The sequence below is a fragment of the Arthrobacter cheniae genome, from assembly GCF_003602275.1.
GTDB classification, from domain to species: domain Bacteria; phylum Actinomycetota; class Actinomycetes; order Actinomycetales; family Micrococcaceae; genus Arthrobacter_D; species Arthrobacter_D cheniae.
This window is the reverse complement of record NZ_QZVT01000002.1, coordinates 54,817-76,656: the sequence shown is the minus strand read 5'-3', so window position 1 is coordinate 76,656 and position 21,840 is coordinate 54,817. Positions and strand designations below refer to the sequence as shown.

General features: G+C 62.3%; 18 protein-coding genes. 13 read left to right on the top strand and 5 right to left on the bottom strand.

Annotation, left to right across the window (positions count from 1 at the left end):
• Position 1: 1 nt before the first annotated feature.
• Complete coding sequence (locus D6T63_RS03615; protein WP_120148031.1) at positions 2-391, top strand: MmcQ/YjbR family DNA-binding protein; 390 nt, start codon at positions 2-4, stop codon at positions 389-391.
• 1,408 nt (positions 392-1,799) lie between these two features.
• Here the strand turns inward: D6T63_RS03615 and D6T63_RS20180 are convergent.
• Entirely contained in the window at positions 1,800-1,880 is an 81-nt protein-coding gene (locus D6T63_RS20180) for a hypothetical protein (RefSeq protein WP_407923708.1), read from the bottom strand.
• A gap of 643 nt (positions 1,881-2,523) precedes the next feature.
• Here D6T63_RS20180 and D6T63_RS03605 point away from each other — a divergent pair.
• The 5 genes from D6T63_RS03605 (at position 2,524) to D6T63_RS03585 (ending at position 9,903) form a co-directional block, all read left to right on the top strand.
• Complete coding sequence (locus D6T63_RS03605) at positions 2,524-5,052, top strand: galactose oxidase early set domain-containing protein (RefSeq protein WP_235830540.1); 2,529 nt, start codon at positions 2,524-2,526, stop codon at positions 5,050-5,052.
• Positions 5,049-5,714, top strand: a complete 666-nt coding sequence (locus D6T63_RS03600) for a hypothetical protein (protein ID WP_147394297.1) — start codon at positions 5,049-5,051, stop codon at positions 5,712-5,714. Before D6T63_RS03605 ends, D6T63_RS03600 begins: the two co-directional genes overlap by 4 nt.
• 101 nt (positions 5,715-5,815) lie before the next feature.
• A complete protein-coding gene (locus D6T63_RS03595; RefSeq protein ID WP_235830539.1) occupies positions 5,816-7,048 on the top strand; it encodes a glycosyltransferase in 1,233 nt (410 codons plus the stop codon).
• Positions 7,049-7,249: 201 nt separating this feature from the next.
• The gene (locus tag D6T63_RS03590) at positions 7,250-8,746 is read left to right on the top strand and encodes a glycosyltransferase family 39 protein (RefSeq protein ID WP_235830538.1); all 1,497 of its coding nucleotides are present in this window, start codon (positions 7,250-7,252) and stop codon (positions 8,744-8,746) included.
• Positions 8,743-9,903 carry a glycosyltransferase gene (locus tag D6T63_RS03585; RefSeq protein WP_120147677.1) on the top strand — a complete coding sequence of 387 codons (1,161 nt, stop codon included), beginning with the start codon at positions 8,743-8,745 and terminating at the stop codon, positions 9,901-9,903. Before D6T63_RS03590 ends, D6T63_RS03585 begins: the two co-directional genes overlap by 4 nt.
• Positions 9,904-10,215: 312 nt before the next feature.
• Here D6T63_RS03585 and D6T63_RS03580 read toward each other — a convergent pair whose 3' ends face one another.
• Positions 10,216-11,397, bottom strand: a complete 1,182-nt coding sequence (locus D6T63_RS03580; protein ID WP_120147676.1) for an alpha/beta hydrolase — start codon at positions 11,395-11,397, stop codon at positions 10,216-10,218.
• 91 nt (positions 11,398-11,488) lie between these two features.
• Here D6T63_RS03580 and D6T63_RS03575 point away from each other — a divergent pair, with 91 nt between their 5' ends.
• Positions 11,489-12,568 carry a quinone-dependent dihydroorotate dehydrogenase gene (locus D6T63_RS03575; protein WP_120147675.1) on the top strand — a complete coding sequence of 360 codons (1,080 nt, stop codon included), beginning with the start codon at positions 11,489-11,491 and terminating at the stop codon, positions 12,566-12,568.
• Between the two features lie 56 nt (positions 12,569-12,624).
• On the opposite strand, the gene D6T63_RS03570 is transcribed toward D6T63_RS03575, so the two are convergent.
• Positions 12,625-13,215 carry a DUF3043 domain-containing protein gene (locus tag D6T63_RS03570; RefSeq protein ID WP_120147674.1) on the bottom strand — a complete coding sequence of 197 codons (591 nt, stop codon included), beginning with the start codon at positions 13,213-13,215 and terminating at the stop codon, positions 12,625-12,627.
• A 133-nt stretch (positions 13,216-13,348) separates the two neighbouring features.
• On the opposite strand from D6T63_RS03570, the gene D6T63_RS03565 reads away from it, so the two are divergent.
• From D6T63_RS03565 to D6T63_RS03540, 6 genes are all read left to right on the top strand, one after another.
• Positions 13,349-14,773, top strand: coding sequence for a dipeptidase (locus D6T63_RS03565; protein ID WP_120147673.1), 1,425 nt, complete (start codon positions 13,349-13,351; stop codon positions 14,771-14,773).
• A gap of 156 nt (positions 14,774-14,929) precedes the next feature.
• Positions 14,930-15,310, top strand: coding sequence for a HesB/IscA family protein (locus D6T63_RS03560; RefSeq protein ID WP_120147672.1), 381 nt, complete (start codon positions 14,930-14,932; stop codon positions 15,308-15,310).
• Positions 15,311-15,480: 170 nt separating this feature from the next.
• Positions 15,481-16,353 carry an aa3-type cytochrome oxidase subunit II gene (ctaC, locus tag D6T63_RS03555; protein WP_120147671.1) on the top strand — a complete coding sequence of 291 codons (873 nt, stop codon included), beginning with the start codon at positions 15,481-15,483 and terminating at the stop codon, positions 16,351-16,353.
• Positions 16,353-18,080, top strand: a complete 1,728-nt coding sequence (gene ctaD, locus D6T63_RS03550; RefSeq protein WP_120147670.1) for an aa3-type cytochrome oxidase subunit I — start codon at positions 16,353-16,355, stop codon at positions 18,078-18,080. Before ctaC ends, ctaD begins: the two co-directional genes overlap by 1 nt.
• Positions 18,077-18,478, top strand: a complete 402-nt coding sequence (locus D6T63_RS03545; RefSeq protein ID WP_120147669.1) for a cytochrome c oxidase subunit 4 — start codon at positions 18,077-18,079, stop codon at positions 18,476-18,478. The genes ctaD and D6T63_RS03545 overlap by 4 nt, the downstream gene beginning before the upstream one ends.
• Before the next feature lie 110 nt (positions 18,479-18,588).
• Positions 18,589-19,380 (top strand): GntR family transcriptional regulator, encoded by a 792-nt coding sequence (locus D6T63_RS03540; RefSeq protein WP_120147668.1) that lies wholly within the window; start codon positions 18,589-18,591, stop codon positions 19,378-19,380.
• 22 nt (positions 19,381-19,402) lie between these two features.
• Here the strand turns inward: D6T63_RS03540 and D6T63_RS03535 are convergent, their stop codons facing one another.
• Both D6T63_RS03535 and qcrB read right to left on the bottom strand, forming a co-directional pair.
• Positions 19,403-19,960, bottom strand: coding sequence for a phosphatase PAP2 family protein (locus D6T63_RS03535; RefSeq protein ID WP_147394296.1), 558 nt, complete (start codon positions 19,958-19,960; stop codon positions 19,403-19,405).
• Between the two features lie 194 nt (positions 19,961-20,154).
• Positions 20,155-21,840 carry a cytochrome bc1 complex cytochrome b subunit gene (qcrB, locus tag D6T63_RS03530; RefSeq protein WP_120147666.1) on the bottom strand — a complete coding sequence of 562 codons (1,686 nt, stop codon included), beginning with the start codon at positions 21,838-21,840 and terminating at the stop codon, positions 20,155-20,157.

Sequence of the window (21,840 nt, the reverse complement as noted above, 5' to 3'; positions counted from 1 at the left end):
CATGCAAGGAAAAGAACTGCAACAGAGGGCCTCCGAACGGGTGCGTGAGCTCCCGGGTGCCGAACTTACGCACCCCTTCGGTGCCGACTGGGACGTCTACAAGGTGCGTGGAAAAGTATTCATGCTCCACACCGAGGTCACCGGTGAACCCATCGTCATCCTCAAAGCGACCCCAGGCGACGCGCACCTACTCCGCGAGGCCTACGACGACATCACACCCGGCTACCACATGAACAAGAAGCACTGGATCACCCTCCATCCCAACGGCCGGATAGAAGCCACGCTCGTCGAAGACCTCGTGACCGAGTCATACCTCCTCGTCCTCGAAAAACTGCCCAAGAACCAACAGCCCGTAGACCCGACCACCTTCGGTCAGCCCTCGGGCACCTGATTGCATCGAGAGGGACACTCTCACGCGCCTGCGGTAAGCGGTGTGCCGGTAGAGGATCTGCTTGCCGGCGCTTGAGTGCAATAGCCTGCTATCGGGTCGATGCCGCCACGCCGATATGCAGCAGCAGCTTATGTCGGTCAGCGGCTGGTCGCCGAATAGTGGTCATTTCTTGGCCGGCGGGGGAGTGGTGAACAGTGCCGGGCGGGAATCCGTTCTTCGAATAAATCGATGTGTCCCGTGTCTGCACACAAATAGGCCGGAGTATTTCCACTGGTTATTTCGCTCATACGTGAATCATCATTACCCCGTTGGGCTGCAGCTGATACTGTGACGCTGGTTCGCAGGTGCGCGGTCCCTCGGCAAGAACAACAATGGCGGTGGAGCTAGGACACCTGTGACATGACCGAGGCCGAATTGCCTGGGACCAGTCCGGCAACGCTTGCACTTTGATTCATGTGCTCGGACTTGATGATGCGTATGACCCTGGTCGGGCTGGGCAAGGATAGTGCTGCGCAGACGGCTTCAAGCAGGGCGGCGGCGCTCGGGTCCACGTGTTTGGCCCGAGAGATATCGACCGTTACCTCGGGGTGACCTGGTAGGGCGTATGCACGCCTGATTACCGGTACAAGAGCCCGGTAGTTGGTTGATGTGAAGCATCCCGTGACATGAATGCCAGCAGATCTGTCCTCGAGGTCGATCTTGATGAGAGCTCGAAGTTTGTAATTCATAAGCGTGCCCCGCGGCTAGAATTTTCTGGCGGCCGCCCTGCAGGACCAGAAAAATTATATGGTCCCTCGATAGTTCAGTGGGAAAAGATTTTTGCCCGGGGTTGTACCTTGCAACGAGACGGTCTCTGCCCTCTTCAACGGGGCAGCGTCATGTCCGACCCTTCATGAACAACACCGACGCTCACCTGCACGCTCAGTACGACGGGCTCACCCGCTTTGATCAACCAGGGCAACACCTTGGATGATCCGGCCCTGGCGCAGTGCTGTATCTGCCGGGCCGCCACGAAACGTGCCGAAGAAGGCAGGCCTTGCCCGAGGGCTGTTGGTACCGGGCCCGCACCGCCAATGTCGGTCGTCACTACTGCCCGCAGGACGCCCACCGCGGACTCGAGTACACGCCTCACGGATCACGCTTCATGAGTCGACGCCGTATCACTGGAAGAGCAGCAGCCGGGTGCCTCCTTTCGTCGTACATCGGCCTGCTTGCAATGATCTCGTCCGAGTCATCCCGAGCCAGCCTTCACCCTTGGGCCGCGAATTTTGGCTGCAGAAAGACCGTCCTTCGCGCAGTCAACAATGAGATCGCGGGCTGAGTCCGCGATCACGGAGAGCATGTGGAAGACCTAGCGCCCGCCGGGCTGTCGTGGCGATGCCCTGGTGAGCGCCCTCGGGCCGACTCTCTACTTCTGAAGTCCGTCGACGAATTCCTCGAGGTTCCGAACCGAGCGGCCCAACCGGTCGAGCATCGTCACGACGAGAATGTCCCCGGCCCGCGAACCTGAGACGCGAGTTCGTCTTATTTACGGATGCCGGCATTCCACAGTAGCTATTTCACTGGTGTTAATCCTAGGAGTAATTAGTTCACTCATTGTTAACCCACAATTCCACATTGTGGTGTTTACAAGTATTCGGCCTTCCCTGGTCAAGTACCGCAGCCGCGTATTTCGGCTGTGAATTCAGGTAAGCATTACTCGGGCCGGTGTCTTTCGTTGCTCATATTCTCTGATTTGGGATCTTGATCGGATGATGCCAACTGCACATTGATCGAGGTGCAATCCGCTCGAACTTGAGGCTTTTGCTTGCTGCACCGACAGGGATCCTCATTTGTCCGGAGTTCTGAAGTTAATCTCCCGGTGACGTCCGGATTGCATTCCCGCAATCCCCTCGTCGCTAAGGGCTCGAGGTTACAACTTCCTAGCGGCTTATATGCGCCTGGATGGCTTTCCTGGAAGCCGTACAAACCGATCAAGTTTCTTTCGCCCGCACTCTCACGGGTAGTGCGTCCCCTAACGGAGGTCTCATGCTGGTGGTTCGAAGACTGTTATCGATGATGCCAGTAAGGCGCTTCTTGCTGTCACGTCCGCCTTACGGTAGGCCACGAGCTTCCTCGGGCGGTGGCTGGACGTGAAGCCGCTGGCAGGTCGGCGTCCATCCGCTTTCGTTGCTCTCGTCTGCGCCCTTATCGCCAGTTTCTTCGTGGTCATCTCTGCTGCGGATTCACCGGCTCGCGCTGCAGCGGGCGACAACCTGGTCGTCAATCCTTCTCTGGAGCAAGGCACCAACGATCCTTCCTGCTTCTCACGATCAGGTTGGGGAACAGAAGCTGCTTGGACGTTCCAGCCCGGACGCGCCGGTGGCCGCTCCGTTTCGTTGAGCATCCAGGGTTATCAGGCAGGGGACCGGAAGCTCCTCCAGGCCGAGAACGCTCAATGCGCCCCGAAGGTAACCGCCGGCCTCACCTACGACATGCAGGTTTGGTACAAGTCGTCAGCGCCAGTGTCGCTCACGATGTTCCGGCACACCGCGCAGGGCTGGAGCTACTGGGGCAACGTTGAGCAAGTCCCTGCCGCGACCGGGTGGACTCTAGCCCAGGCCCCTACTCCGGTTATCCCGGAGGGAACGGACCAGGTCATCTTCGGGCTTTCACTAAGCGCCAATGGATCACTGACCACGGACGATTATTCTTTCCGGCAGGTAATCGATCCGCCACCGGTGACTGACGAGCTCATCGTGAATGGAAGTCTGGCCGGAGGCGCCAACATCCCAGCATGTCATCAGGTAGCTGGATGGGGACAACGTCAGGCAAGCTCCCTCGTTTCTACCGATGTTCCGGCGAATTCTCCGGCTGGTGCCAGGTCTTTCCAGTTCACGATAAGCGGACACGTGTCGGGAGACGCGAAATTGCTGCAGTCCGAAGGCGCTGGTTGTGCCCCCACGGTGGCAGCGGGCCAACAGTACGACCTTTCTGTGGACTACAGAACCACCGCGACGGGGCTGACGGGTTTCAGCGTCTTCACCCACACCATCAACGGGTGGCAGTACTGGACCGACCTCAAGGCGCTGCCCGCTGTCGCCAACTGGACCACCGCTACGGCCCGCACACCCCTGATTCCAGCCGGTGTGGACCGAATATCCTTCGGTTTATCGATCGGCGGCAACGGAACCCTGAACACCACGAATTACTCGATGAAGAAACCTCGGGCTGAAGTCGTCCCGCCGGCGGGAGGAGCGGAGCTGGAGGGCTCCTGGGATGTCCTCACAACGCAGCTGCCGATCCGTGCGATCCACTCAACGCTGCTGACCGATGGGCGGCTGCTGCTCATCGCCGGTTCGGGAAACGACGGAGCAAAATTCGCTGCCGGCCAGTTCCGTGCGGTCATCTGGACGCCGGAAGCCAACGCATTCAAGGAGATCCCGGTTCCCTACGACATGTTCTGCGCCGGTCATGTCACTCTGCCAGACGGCAAGGTTCTCCTGGCCGGCGGTACCGAAGCATTTCCCGCCGAGGATCAGGGCCCGAATACTTTCAAAGGTTCAGATAGAAGTTACTACTTCGACCCGGCCGATGACACCTTCCACCAACTGGCAGACATGACCGGAGCACACTGGTACCCCTCACTGACCAAGCTCGGAAACGGTGATATCTGGTCAGCCGGCGGACTTAACGAGAACGCCGAGGGAACCGTCCTTACCGAAATGTTCTCGAGCAAGACAAAGAGCTGGTTGCCGCAGAATCAAGTGCCGCAAACCTATAGCTTCTGGGGCACCTATCCGCACATGTTCCTCCTGGATGACGGAAAGATGTTCTACACCGGAGCTCACACCTTCGGAAACGGTTTACCCGGAACCGGTGCAAGCCTTTATGACTGGGAGACCGCCAAAATCTGGGACATACCGGGCTTGCGGCAGAAGGACATGCGCGACCAGGCCGGCTCGGTTTTCGTCGGCCCCGCCCAGGACCAGAAACTGATGATCGTCGGCGGCGGCAATACCGATGGGAATACGCCGGCGATCAACCTCGTCGACATCATCGACCTCAACCGGCCCGTTCCCGCCTACGTCCCAGGACCTGACCTGCCCGGCGCCGGCAAAGCCTATGTAAATCTCGTCAACCTCCCCGACCGGACAGTCCTGGCGGCGAACGGTGCGAAACAAAACCGTGCGGAGAACGTGCAGTCAGCGGCCATCTACAAACCGGGCACCAACAGCTGGCAGTCCGTCGCTGCCGATCCGGTGGGGCGGAACTATCACTCCTCGTCGATCCTCCTACCCAACGGCAAGGTCGCGGTTCTGGGGTCCAACCCGGCCGATAACTCCTTTGACCTGCGAATCTCCGTCTACAGCCCGCCGTACCTCTTCAAGGGGACACGGCCCACTGTGACCAGTGCCCCCGCCCAGGGGACGTACGGGCAAAACATCGCACTCGGTGTCACCGGCACTGTCGCCTCGGCCTCACTCATCGCGCCAATGTCGGCCACTCACCAGACCGACACCAACGCACGCCTGGTCGATCTTCCTCTGATGGGAAGTGGAAACGCGCGCACGGCGCGAATACCCGTCAACCCGAACCTTCTTCCACCGGGGCCGTACATGCTCTCGGTCCTTGACACCAATGGCGTCCCGAGCATCGCAAAGTGGGTATGGATCTCATGAAACGAACACGCATCGCTAAGACATCACCAGATCTAAGAGGGGACCGCGAGAAGAAACGGTGGATCCCGTTGCTCTCTCTTGCAGGGGCAGCCACAGCGGTAGCGATCGTTGGGGCAGGGATCTCGACGGTACAGACCATCGATGCTCCCGCAGCGGCAGGCAGCGCCGCCATGGCACCGCAGGCAGGAAATCCTGGCAAGACCCCTTCCGGTCAGGCGCTGGCCAAGGACAAGCGAAATCCGGCGGTCATCCTCGGGGGTCAGCCTGAAAAGTCCCTCGCTGACGCAGGAGCAGAGGCGACTGATGGTAGAGCCAGCAACGGTAAGGAAACAGGGAACCGGCCCGATCGTGCGTCAGGGCTCACCGAGCGCGGGCCGGTCGACCCGCAGCAGGTGCTGACGGACGTGTCCGAAGGTTTGGGTGGCTGCCTGGTCGAGTACGGCGCTGATGGCCAATGCCTTCCCGGGGTTCCACCCAGCATGGGCGCACACCTCAAGCACATGAAGGAAGCCGGCCAGGATCCGGCAACGATGCCGCACTCCTGGTCCTGCAGGGAGGCTCGCACCTACTTCGCCGAGGGCCTTCCGCTCCGCCAAGCAGGGGTCGACCCGCAACGCCTGGATACCAACGGCGACGGAACCGCCTGCGGCATCAACGACTAACCGCTACTCCTGCCCACTGCGCGTCCCAATCTTCTCATCGGAGTACACAAATGGTTTCTGTCGTCCTGGCAAGCACAGTCGTCGTCGTCGTTGCCCTTGCGTTGTTCGCCATCGCCTCGTCCACGCTCTACCTCAACACCTATGCGTGGTGGGATCCGAAAACTCAGGTCCGGACCTCCTACAGCGGGCTGCTGGAGACCGAAAGCGTGTCATTTTCACTCATCATGCCCTGCAGAAACGAGCGCGAGGACGTCATGAGGGCCACCCTGGCAGCGCTCCTGACCCAAACCCACTCGAAAAAAGAAGTCATCATCTCAGTAGGCCACGACGATCCCGAAACAGTAGCGACGGCGTACCGTCTGGCCAACGAGTTCCCCGAACTCGTCCGAGTCAGTGTGGATAGCAACGAGACCAAGAACAAGCCGCTCCAGCTCAACCGTGCCCTGGAGATCTGTCGCAATGACGTCGTGGGCGTCTTCGACGCCGAGTCGATTGCCGCGAAAGCCCTGCTGTCCCATATCGACAGTGTCTTCATGACCCGGAATGCCGACGTCGTGCAGGGCGCAGTGCAACTGATCAACTACCGCGACACGTGGTACTCGCTGCGCAACTGTCTTGAATACTTCACCTGGTTCCGGTCCAGGCTGCATGCCCACTCCCGGCAGGGCTTCATCCCGCTGGGCGGTAACACTGTCTTCATCAAACGTGAACTCCTCAACGCGGTCGGTGGGTGGGATGGTTCCTGCTTGGCTGAGGACTGCGACCTAGGGGTCAGGCTGTCCACCCTCGGTAGACGCATCGTCGTCGCCTACTCACCAGAACTGGTGACCCGCGAAGAGACCCCCGATTCGGTGGGCACCCTCATCCGGCAACGCACGCGGTGGTCCCTGGGATTCATGCAGGTCTTCGCCAAAGGCGATTGGAAAGCCTTGCCGACCCGGCGTATGCGTCTGATCGCCTGGTGGACTCTGATGCAACAGCACTTCATGGCCTTCGCCGGTGTATGCATCCCTGTCGCGATCATCGCCGCCGTCTGGGGAAATTTTCCGCTCATTGTCACCTTGATAGCGTTCCTGCCCCTCATTCCCACATTCGCCACCATCGCCTTCGACCTGTGCATGCTTCGCGAATTCGGCCGGGACCACCGCTTCGAGCTGTCCTCCTATGACTATTTCCGACTCATCGTCGGCACCCCGTTCTACCAAATGATCCTGGCCTACTCTGCACTGCGCGCATTGGTGAAGTTTCAGCGCGGAGATTTCAGATGGGAAAAAACCAGCCACGCAGGCTCGCACCTCGTCTATATCGAACAGGCCGCCGTCGCGCAGTCCTGACCTCACCATCCAATGCACTCTTCCGCCCTTCTCGGACCACGGTCCGTTGGGCGCACCCTCAGGAGATAACCCATGGCACTGCTGGAACTTCGACCCCCTGTTCGGCCTCCCGATCAGGGAATCAGACCCGCACACAAAGCTCCGTTAGACGCCCGCCACTCATTCACGCTCAGACGCCTGTCCCGCCAGGACCGCCTTGTCATGGCAGCGCTGTTCATCATGGCCGTGGTCTTCAGCCTGTGGAATCTCACCGGCGCCCCCAGCTACCAGGACGACGAGGGAACCTACACGGCGCAGGCTTTTTCCGTCCACAAGGGCACACTGGCCCCCTACACCTACTGGTACGACCATCCGCCGCTTGGATGGATTCAGATCGCGGCCCTGAACTGGATCCCAATGCTGTTCAACCTTGGAGATGGCACCGCGATCGGCGCCACCCGGTACGTCATCGCCGCGTTCTTTGTTTCCAGCGCGATCCTCCTCTACATGCTGGCGCGCCGCCTCACCGTCCGTATTCCCTTCGCCGCGCTGACAACAGTTGTTTTCATCCTCTCCCCGCTGTCCCTGGTTCTGGGCCGGCAGGTTTATCTCGATAACGTCGCTGTCCCTTGGGTCCTGCTCGCGTTCTACCTAGCGCTGAGTTCACGCCACGCGCTGGCACACCACGTCTTCGCGGGCACATGCTTCGCCATCGCCGTTCTGTCCAAGGAAACACTGGCCATCTTCGGGCCCGCCCTGTTGCTGACCCTCATCAACCGCCCCCGTTGGAGTAACAGGGCGTTCTCGGTCGTGGGATTCCTCGCCGTCGGTGCGCTGGTCCTTGCGTTCTATCCACTGGCTGCACTGCTACGCAACGAACTCCTTGCCGGGCCCGACCACGTGTCCCTTCAGGAAGCGCTGACCTTCCAATTCCTTAAGCGATCGGGATCGGGGACCATCTTCGAGACCGGCTCGAGCCGGGCGGAACTATTGACCGGCTGGCTCTACTTCGACAAGTACCTCATCACGGCGGGCCTTATCGCAGCACTTGTCTGCTTGTTTCGTCGCAACTCTCGAGCCATCACCCTGGCTGTCGCACTCTTCGCGTTACCGATCGTTCTCGGGCAGGGGTACCTGCCCGCCATGTACATCATCGCCGTCATCCCGTTCCTCGCCCTCGCCGTCGGCGTCGGCGTCGACATCGCCTGGAGCGGTACTGAGAAGCTATGGCGGCACCATGCTGGGCTCAAGAATCCCCTCCGCGGATCGTTCGTGGTAGCACTCGGTGGATCCCTGGTCCTGATGTCCATGCCGCAGTGGTTTGAACAGGACCGCGAACTCCTGACGGCCGAAACCAACACCGACTGGAAGAACACCATGACGTGGGTTCAGGACAATGTGTCCCGCGAGGACGTCGTGCTCGCTCCTTACTCGATGTGGCATGACCTGAACTCGAGCGGTTGGGATGACCCCTGGAGCATGATTGCCGTCGAGAAACCAGACCTTGATGCTCAATTCGATCAAATACATCCCGGAAGCTGGCGGGATGTGGATTACATCGTGGTGGGTCCCACGGTCCTGGCCAATATCGAAAACCTGGGTCTTACCCGTACGGGCAAAGTGCTGGAGAACTCAGTACCCGTGAAAACCTTCGGAGAGTGGAGCATCAACAAAATGACAGTGCCGCTTGAAGAACTGGCCGTCAGGGGAACGCCATGAAGCTATCAGTGATCGTGCCGACGTTTAATGAAGCCCCGAATATCCAAGAACTTGTTCAGCGAACCACGACAGCCTGCCTAGGCATAGAAGCTGAACTTATTTTCGTTGATGATTCCACCGACTCAACCCCCGCAACTATCCAGCACGCAGCAGTGAACTCGACCCTCCCGGTTCGTATGATCCACCGCGATCACCCCTCCGGCGGTCTGAGTGGAGCGGTTATCGAAGGTATCACCGCCAGTGACGCAGAATACTGCCTGGTTATGGACGGTGATCTTCAACACCCACCTGAAATGATTCCGGTACTGCTGTCCCAGCTGGAGAGTACGGCCAGCGATGTCGCACTTGCCTCCCGATACTGCGGGGAAGGAGGCAGCAACGCAGGACTCTCCGGAACCTACCGCCGCATGGTGTCGGCGTCAGCAACCCTGGTAACCCGTTCCCTATTCCCGGTCCGGCTCAAAGATTGCTCCGATCCAATGACCGGGTTCTTCGCAATACGAAAAAGCAGCATCGACATGACAGCACTTCAACCCAGCGGCTTCAAGATCCTGTTGGAAATTCTTTCCAGGCAACGCTTGAAGATTGTTGAGGTGCCCTTCATTTTTGGGCGCCGCTCTGCGGGAACATCGAAAGCCTCCATAGGTCAGGGCCTGCACTTCATCCGACAAGTAGGAGAACTCCGAATGGGACGCATCGGTCTCTTCGCCGTCGTCGGAGCCATCGGTACCCTCCTGAATCTGTTGATCATGACCGCACTGCTGTTCCTCGATGTCCACTACGTCGTAGCGGCTATCGCAGCAGCCGAAATCACCATCCTGTCGAACTTCCTCATGCAGGAGAAGCTGGTCTTCAACGGGGCACTTCACAGGGCTGCCAGCACCCACAAACGATTCCTGCAATCCGTAGGATTCAACAACGCCGAAGCACTACTCCGCTTACCCGTCCTGGTGCTTCTCGTAGAAATGCTCCTCATCAACAGCGTGCTAGCGCAAGCAGGAACCCTCGCAGCTGCCTTCGGGCTGAGATATCTGTTCCACACCAAGGTGGTTTACCTTGCACGGCCAAGAATCAAGCCACTCCCCGACGATGTAATACCTGCAGATCCAATCCCTACCCGGCTCGCCCTGGAAACCGTCAGCCCATCCCGGCCATAGTGAGCGACAGTACCTCCCCATGCCCAGCAACGCCCGCAAGCCACTGAGGATGCAGGTGGCACCACCCGCTGGGTTCGACTCACCGCTACGAAGCACACACGCGCCTACCCTGTGCCTACGTCCGAGGTGTGGTCGGTGAGGCTCTGTTGATTGACTCCACACTGTGCCGGAGCGACCTTGAGGTCCTGTAGGACGCCGTCGCACAAAACGCGAATGGGAGCCCCGTGGTAATTCGGCACGAGGCCATCCTTCTGCTGATTCGCCTGCAGCCCTCGAGGTCCTAGCGCCGATCGTGGCGATCACGTGCTGTGGTCAGCCGCAGTCGTCATCTGAAGCGGTTACCGCCATCGGAGAGTGTGAGCTTTGGATGGGAACGTAGGCGTCCAGCCACCAGGCAGCAGCGTCGATGGCGGCCCTGCGCACGTCGCGCCGCGAGAGGAAGACGTCGTGCATGGCGCCCGGTAGCCGACGGATCGTCACGCACCGGCCGAGCTCCGCGGCCCGGCGCACCATCGGGGTCACATCGAGAACGGTGTCAGTCTCGAGCATCGCATCGTTCCAGGTGGCACTGATGGTCGATGCTGTCGAGCAGAGGACGAGCACCGGCGCCTCGATGGAGATACCGCGGGCGAGGGTCGCCTGCCCGGCGAGGACGGCAGCGAGCCAGCCTGCCCGGATGGGAAAACCCGTTTCGGGGCGCCACGCGGGATCTATGGTCCACTCGCCGTCCCTCGTGTCACTGATGCTCCTGAAGTAGAGACCCAGTTCGGGAAGCCGTAGTCGGGCTTTCGGCCGGAGGCGTGAGACCGTGTCGAGGATTCCCTGGGCGGCGCTGCGCAGCAGGGCGCTGCCCTGCGTGTCGAGCCAGGGACTGTTGAGCACCAGGCCCGCAATCCTACCGGGGTTCCTCGAAGCCCAGAGGGCAGCGGTCAAACCACCTGTCGAGTGGGCCATGAGCACCAGTTCGACGACCGGCGACGGGGCAGGATCCGGCGACCGCTTCCACTCCTGGTGCAGATCCAAATGCGGATCCTGGAGCTGGGCCGAGCGATCCGCCGACCGTTTCGCCAGGCGCCGTCGGAGGGCTGCCATTGCCGCCTCCAGGTCGGCGTCGTAGTCGTCGAGGGACATAGCAAAGCCCGGTGTCTGGCCCGGCCTCAGGCTCCGGCCGTACTTGTGCAGATCGAGCGCGAAGAACGCCCACCCGCGCTCGTGCAATGTCCCGGCCAACTCGACCTGAAAGAAGTAGTCGCTGAAGCCATGGAGGTACAGGACGGCGCGGACGGGAGGCTGGTCGTCGCGCAGGCGGGCTTCCGGCTCAGGCAGCAGGGGATCGGGCCCGAGCCGGCCGGGTTCCGGCCCGGGGAGCCTGGATCCCTCCGGCTCGTACGCCACGAGCGTCGCGACGCGCTGTCCCTCGTCGTCCGGCTCCAGCGTTAGTGTCAGGGCGCGAAAGTCTGCGCCGAGAATGTCCTCCGACCAGAGCTCGTCCATGATGCGACCCTACCTTCGGGCCACAGGCGCGACCCAGCGGGGCACGGGCTGCGACTTGGTGCCCGCCCCTCCCACATGGAATTCTGGATGCATGCGCTTCTACCCGACCTTCTTCCGGCTCGTCTTCTCCGGAATGGACGCCGAAAGGGCCCACAGGATCGGGTTCGCGCTCATCCGGGCCGTGGATCTCACCCCTGCCGGCTGGGGACTTCGTCGCTTCTGCGCGCCCCACCGAAGTCTGGCGACCACCGCCTTCGGAGTGGACTTCCCGTCGCCGTTCGGGCTCGCCGCAGGGTTCGACAAAGCAGGAAAGGGAGTGCTTTCGCTCACGGCGCTCGGCTTCGGACACGTGGAGATCGGGACGATCACCGGCCAGGCGCAGCCGGGCAACCCGGCCCCGCGTCTCTTCCGGCTCGTCGAGGACCGTGCCGTCATCAACCGCATGGGGTTCAACAACGACGGTGCCGCCGCCGTCGCCCCCCGCCTGCGTGCCGCCCGGCAGAGGCTGGCTCGACGCTACGGAGCGCGGATGCGCCCAGTGGTGGGAGTGAACATCGGGAAGACGAAGAAGGTGGAGCTCGTCGACGCGATCGCCGACTACCTCGTCAGCACCGAGCAGCTGGCACCGGTGGCCGATTACCTCGTGGTCAATGTCTCCTCGCCGAACACGCCCGGGCTCCGGCTGCTACAGAGCGTGGAGTCGCTGAGGCCACTGCTCGAGGCCGTACGGAGCACCGCCGACACGGCGGCGGGACGCCACGTACCGCTCCTCGTCAAGATCGCTCCCGACATCACCGACCAGGACATCGACGACGTCGGAGCGCTCGCCCTCGATCTGGGCCTCGACGGCATCGTCGCGACGAATACCACCATCACCCGGGAAAACCTGACCACGGATGCTGAGACTGTAATAGCCAAGGGTGTCGGCGGGCTCAGTGGCGCTCCACTGAAGGCGCGCTCACTCGAGGTCCTGAAACGGCTCCGATCCGCAGTCGGTGACGGCCTGGCGATCGTCGCCGTGGGAGGAGTCGAGACACCCGAGGACGTGTCGGAGCGGCTGGATGCGGGGGCCACGCTCGTCCAGGGCTACACCGCCTTCCTCTACGAAGGTCCCTTCTGGGCTCGCCGCATCAATCGGGGGCTGGAGCGCTCACGCCGGCTGTCACCCTGATGGAGCTGCCGAGCTAATAGAGCTGCCGACCTGATGGAGCTGCCGACGCAGGAGCGTCAGACGGGGTACTGGCCTCGCCGCACCTGGGGCTTCGGCAGTCGCAGTCGGCGCAATTGGAGCGCCCTGGTCACGCCGTACCAGAGATCGCCCTGATTGGGCGCACCGAACTTCCCGGTGAGCTTCTTCTTCAGTGAGCGGCGCAGCAGGATGCAGTCGACGATTACCGCGACGATGAGGACCCAGAACGCCATCAGCACCGCGCTCTGCACGGCGAGCGACTGGAAGAAGCTCAGGATCACGAAGACGAGGGCCGCGATCATCAGGAACTCACCCACGTTCACGCGGGCGTCGACGAACTGGCGGATGTAGCGCCGGCTGGGGCCCTTGTCCCTGAGGGGCAGGTACTTCTCGTCGTCGGTATCGAGTGCCTGGCGCATCTTCGCCCGCTCATCCCGCACCGACGAGCGGCTCTGCTCGCGGGCAGCCTTGCGATCATTGGGTACAAGGGGTCGCTTGCGGGCGGCCTCCTGCACGCTGCGCTTGGGCGTTGGTGCGCCCTTGCCCTGTGCGCGCAGGGCTTCCTGGGTGTGTGAAGCGCTGTCGACGACTTCCTGGGCAGCGGGGGTCTTTTCTTTTCGTCCGAACACACCCTCAGGATACCGGCTCGAGTGGCAGTGCCATCCCGAGCGGTCGGATACGTCGGAGCGACGCGGCGCGGCCCGCTCCACCGGGCTGAGTCCATCCGCCCAGCCCTCCGTTGGCCATGTGTAGGGTTCTGGCATGACCTCCAAGAACCCCTCTTCCGAGCACCAGCCCGATCCGGCCGACGTCGGTGAGCAGTTGCGAGCCAGCGTCGACGCGGCCTTCCCGCGGATCGTCGAGCAGCTGTCCGGCCTCGTGGCCATCCAGGGCATCGCGTGGGAAGCCTTCGACGCGCATGAACTCGATCGCAGCGCCGAGGCCGTCGCGGAGCTGATCCGCAGCATCGGGATCGAGGACGTGCGCATCCTGCGCGTCGACAACGACGGCGTCCCCGGAGGACCTGCCGTAGTCGCCCGCCGTGTGGCCCCCGACGGCAAGCCGACCGTGCTCCTCTACGCACACCATGACGTCCAGCCGCCTGGAGACCCTGACCTCTGGGAATCGGAGCCTTTCGTGGCGACCGAAAGGAACGGCAGGCTCTACGGCCGTGGCGCCGCTGATGACAAGGCCGGCATCATGGCGCACATCGGAGCGTTCGGGGCCCTTACCGAGGTCCTGGGGAACTCCTTCGGGGTCGGCGTGACACTCTTCATCGAGGGTGAGGAGGAAGCCGGATCCCCGACGTTCCGATCCTTCCTCGAGACGTATCGGGACGATCTCGAGGCCGACGTCATCGTCGTCGCCGACTCGAGCAACTGGAAGGTCGGCGTGCCTGCCCTCACCACGAGCCTTCGGGGCCTGGTCGACGGCACCATCGAGGTGCAGGTGCTCGACCATGCCGTGCACTCCGGCATGTTCGGCGGTCCGGTGCTCGACGCCCCGACCCTCCTTGCACGGCTCATCGCGACACTGCATGACGACGCCGGGGACGTGGCGATCGCGGGCCTCACGAGCGGTGACCACGCGACGGTCGACTACGCCGAGCAGGACTACCGTTCGGATGCCTCCGTGCTCGACGGCGTGCAACTGGCGGGAACGGGGTCCATCGCGTCGCGGCTCTGGCACAAGCCGGCGCTGTCCATCATCGGCATGGACATCCCCAGCGTTGCGCTGTCCTCCAACACTCTCCTTCCACGCGCCCGCGCCAAGTTCAGCCTCCGGCTCGCTCCGGGGCAAGAGCCTGCAGCCGCCATGGATGCCGTCCGCGCGCACGTCGAGTCCCACGCCCCGTTCGGGGCCAAGGTCTCCTTCACGCCGGGGGAGACCGGCAGCCCTTTCCGGACGGACACCACCGAGCCGGCATCGCGCCTTGCGCTCGAGGCGCTCGAGGAGGCATGGGGCGTTCAGGCCGTCGAGGCGGGGATGGGTGGTTCCATCCCCTTCATCGCCGACCTCACCGAGCTCTTCCCCTCGGCCCAGATCCTCATCACCGGCGTCGAGGACCCGGATTCCAGGGCGCACAGCGCGAACGAGTCGCTCCACCTCGATGAGTTCCGGAAAGCGGTCCTTGCCGAGGCGATCCTCCTGGCGCGGATCAACGCCGGCGGGCTGTCGCGCACCTGAGATGCACGGGGACCGGCGCGTGGAAATGTTTCCGGCCCTCCGCCCGTTATGACAGAAGCGGGCCCGGCGTACCATGGAACGAAGCCGTGCGCGCGACACCGCGGACAGCACTGAGAGCGGACACACCACGGTGTGGCCCGAGCTAGGAGAAACACTATGAGCACATCGACCACCGAGACCGGGTCCCTCCAGGAGTCCACCGAGCTCCCCGTGCACGAGGTCGACCTGTCCGACGTCGCTGCCGGCAAGGTTCGCAGCCTCCTCGAACAGGAAGGACGGACCGACCTGCGACTGCGCGTCGCCGTTCAGCCGGGTGGCTGCTCGGGCCTGATCTACCAGCTCTACTTCGACGAGAGGGTCCTCGACGGCGACGCCGTCCGGGACTTCGAGGGTGTCGAGGTCATCGTGGACAAGATGAGCGTTCCATACCTCTCCGGGGCGTCCATCGATTTCGAGGACACCATCTCGAAGCAGGGATTCACCATCGACAACCCGAACGCAGGCGGCTCCTGCGCCTGTGGAGATTCCTTCCACTAACACGCTGCAGAGGCCCGGAACATCACGGATGACGTGTGTTCCGGGCCTTTTGCTTGTCACAGGATCGACGGGGTTACGGGTAAGCTCTACAGTGAGTAGTAAAACTGGATGTGCACCCCGTGCAGCTTCATGGGCGGGTGGCAACGCACGTAGAAAAGGAAGGTCCGTCTGTGAGTTCGCAGGACCGAACCGGTAGCAAGCGCGTCAGGATCGCAAAGATCTCCAGCATCTCGCTGGTCGGCGCCCTCCTACTGACCGGCTGTTCGGCAGAAGCCCAGAAGGGTTGGCTTCCGGCAGACCGGGACAACACCAATCACACCGGGATCATCACCGATCTATGGGTCAACTCGTGGATTGCGGCAATGGTGGTCGGCCTCATCACGTGGGGCCTCATCATCTGGTGCATGGTGGCCTACCGCCGGCGGAAGAACGACACCGGTTACCCGCGCCAGATCAGCTACAACCTGCCACTCGAGATCTTCTACTTGACGATCCCACTGTTCATGGTTCTCGTGTTCTTCTATTTCACGGAGCGGGACATCGCCACCATCGACGCCCGAGTCGAGGACCCCGACGTCATCGTGGACGTTCGAGGCAAGCAGTGGTCATGGGACTTCAACTATGTCAACGAGGACAAGTACTCCACCGGCGTCCAGGGCAGCCTGAACGGTGAAGAGGGCGTACCGGAGAACCTGCCGACCCTGTACCTCCCCGTGAACAGGTCGGTCGAGCTCCAGCTCAACGCCCGCGACGTCCAGCACTCGTTCTTCGTGCCGGCGTTCCTGCAGAAGCGCGACCTCTACCCGGGACGCACGAACTACATCAACCTGACGCCCACGAAGGAAGGTACCTTCGCGGGCAAGTGCGCCGAGCTGTGCGGTCAATACCACTCGGAGATGCTGTTCAACGTGGAGGTCGTCTCGCAAGAGGAATTCGACGCTCAGATGGCGCAATTGGAAGACGGACAACTCGGTGACGAGTACGACCGCGACTCCTACCCCGAGGACGATCCTGATACCGACCCAGCTAGGAGCAGCAGCTGATGTCCACCTTCGAATACACCCTTGAGGAAGCCGGCACCGTTGCCGCTCCACGCGTCGTTCCACGCTCCAAGGGACGCATCGTCGTCAACTGGCTCACCTCGACGGACCACAAGACCATCGGGTACATGTACCTGATTTCCTCCTTCGTCTTCTTCTGCTTCGCAGGCGTGATGGCGCTGGTCATCCGGGCGGAGCTCTTCGAACCCGGGATGCAGGTCCTGCAGACCAAGGAGCAGTACAACCAGCTCTTCACGATGCACGGCACCATAATGCTCCTGATGTTCGCGACACCGCTGTTCGCGGGCTTCGCGAACGTCATCATGCCGCTGCAGATCGGTGCACCCGACGTCGCCTTCCCCCGGCTGAACGCACTCGCTTTCTGGTTCTTCCTCTTCGGCAGCTCCATCGCGGTCTCGGGGTTCATCACACCGCAGGGTGCTGCCTCGTTCGGCTGGTTCGCCTATGCACCGCTGTCTAGTACGACGTTCTCACCGGGCGTGGGTGGAGACCTCTGGGTGTTCGGCCTTGCGCTGTCCGGCTTCGGAACGATCCTGGGCGCGGTCAACTTCATCACGACGATCATCTGCATGCGTGCGCCCGGCATGACGATGTGGCGCATGCCGATCTTCACCTGGAACACGCTGATCACCGCGATCCTGGTCCTGATGGCCTTCCCGCCGTTCGCTGCGGCACTCTTTGCCCTGGGCGCCGATCGACGCTTCGGAGCCCATATCTTCGACCCCGAAGCAGGCGGCGCCATTCTCTGGCAGCACCTCTTCTGGTTCTTCGGGCACCCCGAGGTGTACATCATTGCGCTGCCGTTCTTCGGCATCGTCTCGGAGATCTTCCCGGTCTTCAGCCGGAAGCCGATCTTCGGCTACAAGGGCCTGGTCTACGCGACGATCGCCATCGCAGCGTTGTCGGTCACGGTGTGGGCCCACCACATGTATGTCACCGGTGCCGTGCTCCTGCCGTTCTTCGCCTTCATGACGATGCTCATCGCGGTTCCGACGGGCGTGAAGTTCTTCAACTGGATCGGCACCCTCTGGAGGGGTTCGCTCACCTTCGAGACGCCGATGCTGTGGAGCCTCGGCTTCCTCGTGACCTTCCTCTTCGGCGGCTTGACCGGCATCATCCTGGCTTCGCCTCCGCTCGACTTTCATGTATCGGACACCTACTTCGTCGTGGCGCACTTCCACTACGTGGTCTTCGGGACCGTGGTCTTCGCGATGTTCGCCGGCTTCTACTTCTGGTGGCCCAAGTTCACCGGCAAGATGCTGAACGAGCGTCTGGGCAAGATCCACTTCTGGATGCTCTTCCTCGGCTTTCACGCGACCTTCCTCATCCAGCACTGGCTCGGCGTCGAGGGCATGCCCCGGCGGTACGCGGATTACCTTCCCGAGGACGGCTTCACTGCGATGAACCAGTTCTCGACGGTCGGATCCTTCGTCCTCGGTGCTTCGATGATCCCGTTCTTCTGGAACGTCTACATCACCTGGCGGACCGGCAAGAAGGTCGAGGTCGATGACCCGTGGGGCTTCGGCGCGTCGTTGGAGTGGGCAACATCCTGCCCTCCTCCCCGCCACAACTTCACCTCGCTGCCCCGTATCCGCTCGGAGCGTCCTGCACTCGACCTGCACCACCCCGAGCTGCAGCAGACCCACACTCCCGACGAAAGCCCTGCCGGCTTTATGGGCTCAGCCGACCGGAAGGACGCCAACGCATGAAGATCGAGACCAAGCTCTTCACGTACCTGATGCCCTTCTTCCTCCTCGTCGGAACGGTCTACGGATTCCTCGTCGAATGGTCCGAGCCGGTAGGGTTCCTTGCGCTGTACCTTACGGGCGGTCTGGCCGGCATGATCGGCTTCTACCTGGCCTTCACGGGCAAGCGTGTCGGTGACCGGCCTGAAGACCGTCTCGACGCCGAGATCCACGAGGGTTCCGGAGAGCAGGGACACTTCAGCCCCTGGAGCTGGTGGCCCCTGGTCCTCGGCCTCGCAGCAGCCACAGGTTTCCTGGGGATCGCCATCGGATTCTGGATCACGTATATCGGGCTCGGACTGGCCGCGGTCGCCCTGGTCGGTTGGGTTTTCGAGTACAGCCGTGGGTATCACGCCCACTAGCCCCAAGAGGACGACAAAGAGGGAGTTCGCCACGTGCGGACTCCCTCTTTTTTAGTACAGTCGGTAGTGTCGGCCCGAGATGGGCGTCAACCAAGGGGAGGAGTGACACCATGGCCGTGTTGCCGAGACCCTTCGACGCCGAACCGCTCGATCGCACCTCGCCCGAGGCGAAACACGTGCAACTCCGCGAGAGCCTCCGGCGCTACATCGGCACCTACTGCGGACCAGGAACAGGTATCCCGTCCGAAAGACAACTGAGCGACTACTTCGGAGTCGCGCGGATGACCGTGCGACAGGCTATCGACGCCCTCGTCGCGGAGGAAGTCCTCGAGCGCATCGTGGGGCTCGGAACGTTCGTGGCGCGCAGCAAGGTCGACCTCCATATGAAGATGACCTCGTACACGGAGGAGATGATCCGGCGTGGGATGGTGCCCGACGCACGTGTGCTGAGCTTCGAACAGCAGGGAGCCACTCCGCTGGTGGCACGGGAACTGCAGATCGAGATCGGTCAGCCCGTTGTGCGGTTCCGTCGCCAGCTGCTGGCCGACGGGGAACCGATGAGCGTCGACGAGAATTTCATCCCCGCTCATCGCGTGGCCGGGATCCTGGATGATCCACCGCCGACATCGCTCTACAACGTGCTCAGCGAGAAGTACGGGCTGGTCATGGAATGGGGTGAGGACACTATCGAGGCAACGGCAGCGTCACCGTCCATTGCCCGCCTGCTCAATGTCGAGATGAACGCCCCGCTGCTCAAGATCCAGCGGCACGCCTATGTGGCTCGCGCGATGGTGGACTACTCAGTCTCGTACTACCGCGCCGATCGGTACAAGCTCTGGGTGCCCCTGCAGCGCCCCGGCGTCCGCACTCCGCGTGCCTACAGCTCGAAGCGACTGGGATAGCTTCCGGCGGCCCTCGTAGCCCCTACGGGCGGGCGACGGAGAGGACGAACGCGGCACCGATGACGGCTCCGACGGCGTAGCCGGCGATCACCTGCGCAGCCGTGTGGGCGTGGAGTGCCACCCGTGCCCATCCGACGGCGGCAGGCACCACGATCAGCACGAGGCCCCAGGGTCCGAGGAGCGAAACGGCCCCGAAGACGACGAACACGGCCACTGCGGAGTGCGCCGACAGCTTCCACCAGAGATTGGCGACAAGGACAGCCACGACACCGCCGACCGTGCACAGGACTGCTGCGATCACTATTCCGGGCGCATCCAGAAGCACCAGGAGCGCAAGCCCGGCGGCAATCGAGACGAGGCTCCCGGCAAGGATGGGGGCCCTCTGCCTGCGATCGCTGATGTGATGGTCGGACACATGGCCGCGACGGACCAGCAGCAGTACCCCGGCGAGGGGGAGGGCAGTGGTGAAACCTACCGATACCAAGGAATAGACGATGCCCTCGGGCCACTCGGCGGACCTCGAAGCGGCAAGGACCAGGAACAGCGACACCAGCACAGCGGGGGCGCACACTTCACTCACCGCGGCAGCGAACGCTCGTGTAGGCGACGGCTGTGGCTCGGGCCGACTCTCTGCTGTCCGCCGGTCGGGAATACCGTTCGTCACGCTCGAGATCCTCTCGTTGCAGGCTGCCGTCCGGGCCAGGTCCCGGACATGACGAAGGGTCCGGACTCGTGGAGTCCGGACCCTTCGTTCAGGCGTTCGGGGAGCAATCCCTAGTGGCTCGCGATGGACTCGCGGTCCTTTGCCCCGGCGATCTCGTCGTGGTGGTCTCCATGTGACGCAGCCAGTTCCTTCGGCGTGACCGGTGCTACCCGATCTTCGAAGAAGAAACGCGACACACGGCCGTGGACCTTGTCGAGGCGGCTGATGCGACCATTCTCGTCCGGCTTCGGAACCATGACCTCGGGCGAATCGAAGCTGGTCAGCTTGTAGCGCTTGTAATCATCGACCTGCTCGTGGACCTCGATGAACTCACCGTGCGGCAGGCGCACGATACGGCCGGTCTCTCGCCCGTGAAGGGCGATCTCGCGGTCCTTGCGCTGCAGCGCGAGTGCAATTCGACGGGTGACCATGAAGGCGAGGACAGGACCAAGGAACACCAGTGCGCGCAGCCAGTAGGTGACATCGTTCAGGGACACGAGGAAGTGGGTCGCAATGAGGTCCGAGCTGGCGGCCGCCCACAGGACGCAGTAGAACGTGATACCTGCGACGCCGATGGCCGTGCGGCTGGGAGCATTGCGCGGCCGGTCGAGGAGGTGGTGCTCGCGCTTGTCCTTCGTGACCCACGCCTCGATCCAAGGCCAGGCGAACATCAGGGTGAAGACGATGGCGGCCGGTACCAGGGCGGGAATCAGCACGTTCAGCGAGAGCGCATTCACGCCCCAGGGGAACGGGATCATGAACTCGAAGTCGAAGTTGTTACCGAGGGTGCCCGGCATGAGGCGGAGTGCGCCATCGACCCATCCGATGTACCAGTCGGGCTGGGTGCCCGCCGAGACGGGAGAAGGATCGTACGGCCCGTAGTTCCAGATCGGGTTGATGGTGAAGGCTGCGGCGATGGCAGCGAGGACACCGAAGACGATGAAGAAGAATCCGCCGGCCTTCGCAGCATAGACAGGACCGACGGGGTATCCGACGACGTTCGTATTCGTGCGACCGGGGCCTGCGAATTGCGAGTGCTTGTGCAGCACGACCATGAACAGGTGGATGCCGATGAGTAGCAGGATGACAGCGGGGATCAACAGGATGTGCAGCACATACAGTCGACCGATGATCATCGTGCCGGGGAACTCTCCGCCGAAGAGGAAGAAGCTCAAGTAGGTGCCGACCACGGGGATGGCCTTCATGACGCCGTCGATGATGCGCAGGCCGTTACCGGAGAGCAAATCATCGGGAAGCGAGTATCCGGTGAATCCGGCGGCCAGGCTCAGGATGAGCAGGACACAACCGACTACCCAGTTGAACTCACGGGGCCTACGGAATGCGCCGGTGAAGAAGACGCGGAGCATATGCACGGCGACCGAGGCCGCGAAGAGCAGGGCCGCCCAGTGGTGGATCTGCCGCATGAACAGGCCACCACGGATGTCGAACGAAATATCGAGGGAGGATGCGTAAGCGACCGACATCTCGACACCGCGCAGCGGAAGGTAACTGCCTTCGTAGTGCGTCTCGGCCATCGACGGGTCGTAGAAGAAGGTGAGCCAGGTACCGGAGATCAGGAGGATGACGAAGGTGTACAACGCCACCTCACCGAACATGAAGGTCCAGTGGTCGGGGAAGATCTTCCGGCCGAACTCCTTGACAATTCCCGAGCCGCCGACCCGGGAGTCCACGTAATCGGTGACCTTCCCGACGCGCGTCTTCGGCGTATAGGTGGTCGTCGCAGTTGAGCTGCTCAT

Bases quoted from the DNA above. Each gene is read 5' to 3' on its own strand.
- D6T63_RS03615 (WP_120148031.1), top strand. From the start codon at position 2: ATGCAAGGAAAAGAACTGCAACAGAGGGCCTCCGAACGGGTGCGTGAG.
- D6T63_RS03600 (WP_147394297.1), top strand. From the start codon at position 5,049: ATGAAACGAACACGCATCGCTAAGACATCACCAGATCTAAGAGGGGAC.
- D6T63_RS03590 (WP_235830538.1), top strand. From the start codon at position 7,250: ATGGCAGCGCTGTTCATCATGGCCGTGGTCTTCAGCCTGTGGAATCTC.
- D6T63_RS03585 (WP_120147677.1), top strand. From the start codon at position 8,743: ATGAAGCTATCAGTGATCGTGCCGACGTTTAATGAAGCCCCGAATATC.
- D6T63_RS03580 (WP_120147676.1), bottom strand. From the start codon at position 11,397: ATGGACGAGCTCTGGTCGGAGGACATTCTCGGCGCAGACTTTCGCGCC.
- D6T63_RS03575 (WP_120147675.1), top strand. From the start codon at position 11,489: ATGCGCTTCTACCCGACCTTCTTCCGGCTCGTCTTCTCCGGAATGGAC.
- D6T63_RS03565 (WP_120147673.1), top strand. From the start codon at position 13,349: ATGACCTCCAAGAACCCCTCTTCCGAGCACCAGCCCGATCCGGCCGAC.
- D6T63_RS03560 (WP_120147672.1), top strand. From the start codon at position 14,930: ATGAGCACATCGACCACCGAGACCGGGTCCCTCCAGGAGTCCACCGAG.
- ctaD (WP_120147670.1), top strand. From the start codon at position 16,353: ATGTCCACCTTCGAATACACCCTTGAGGAAGCCGGCACCGTTGCCGCT.
- D6T63_RS03545 (WP_120147669.1), top strand. From the start codon at position 18,077: ATGAAGATCGAGACCAAGCTCTTCACGTACCTGATGCCCTTCTTCCTC.
- D6T63_RS03540 (WP_120147668.1), top strand. From the start codon at position 18,589: ATGGCCGTGTTGCCGAGACCCTTCGACGCCGAACCGCTCGATCGCACC.
- qcrB (WP_120147666.1), bottom strand. From the start codon at position 21,840: ATGAGCAGCTCAACTGCGACGACCACCTATACGCCGAAGACGCGCGTC.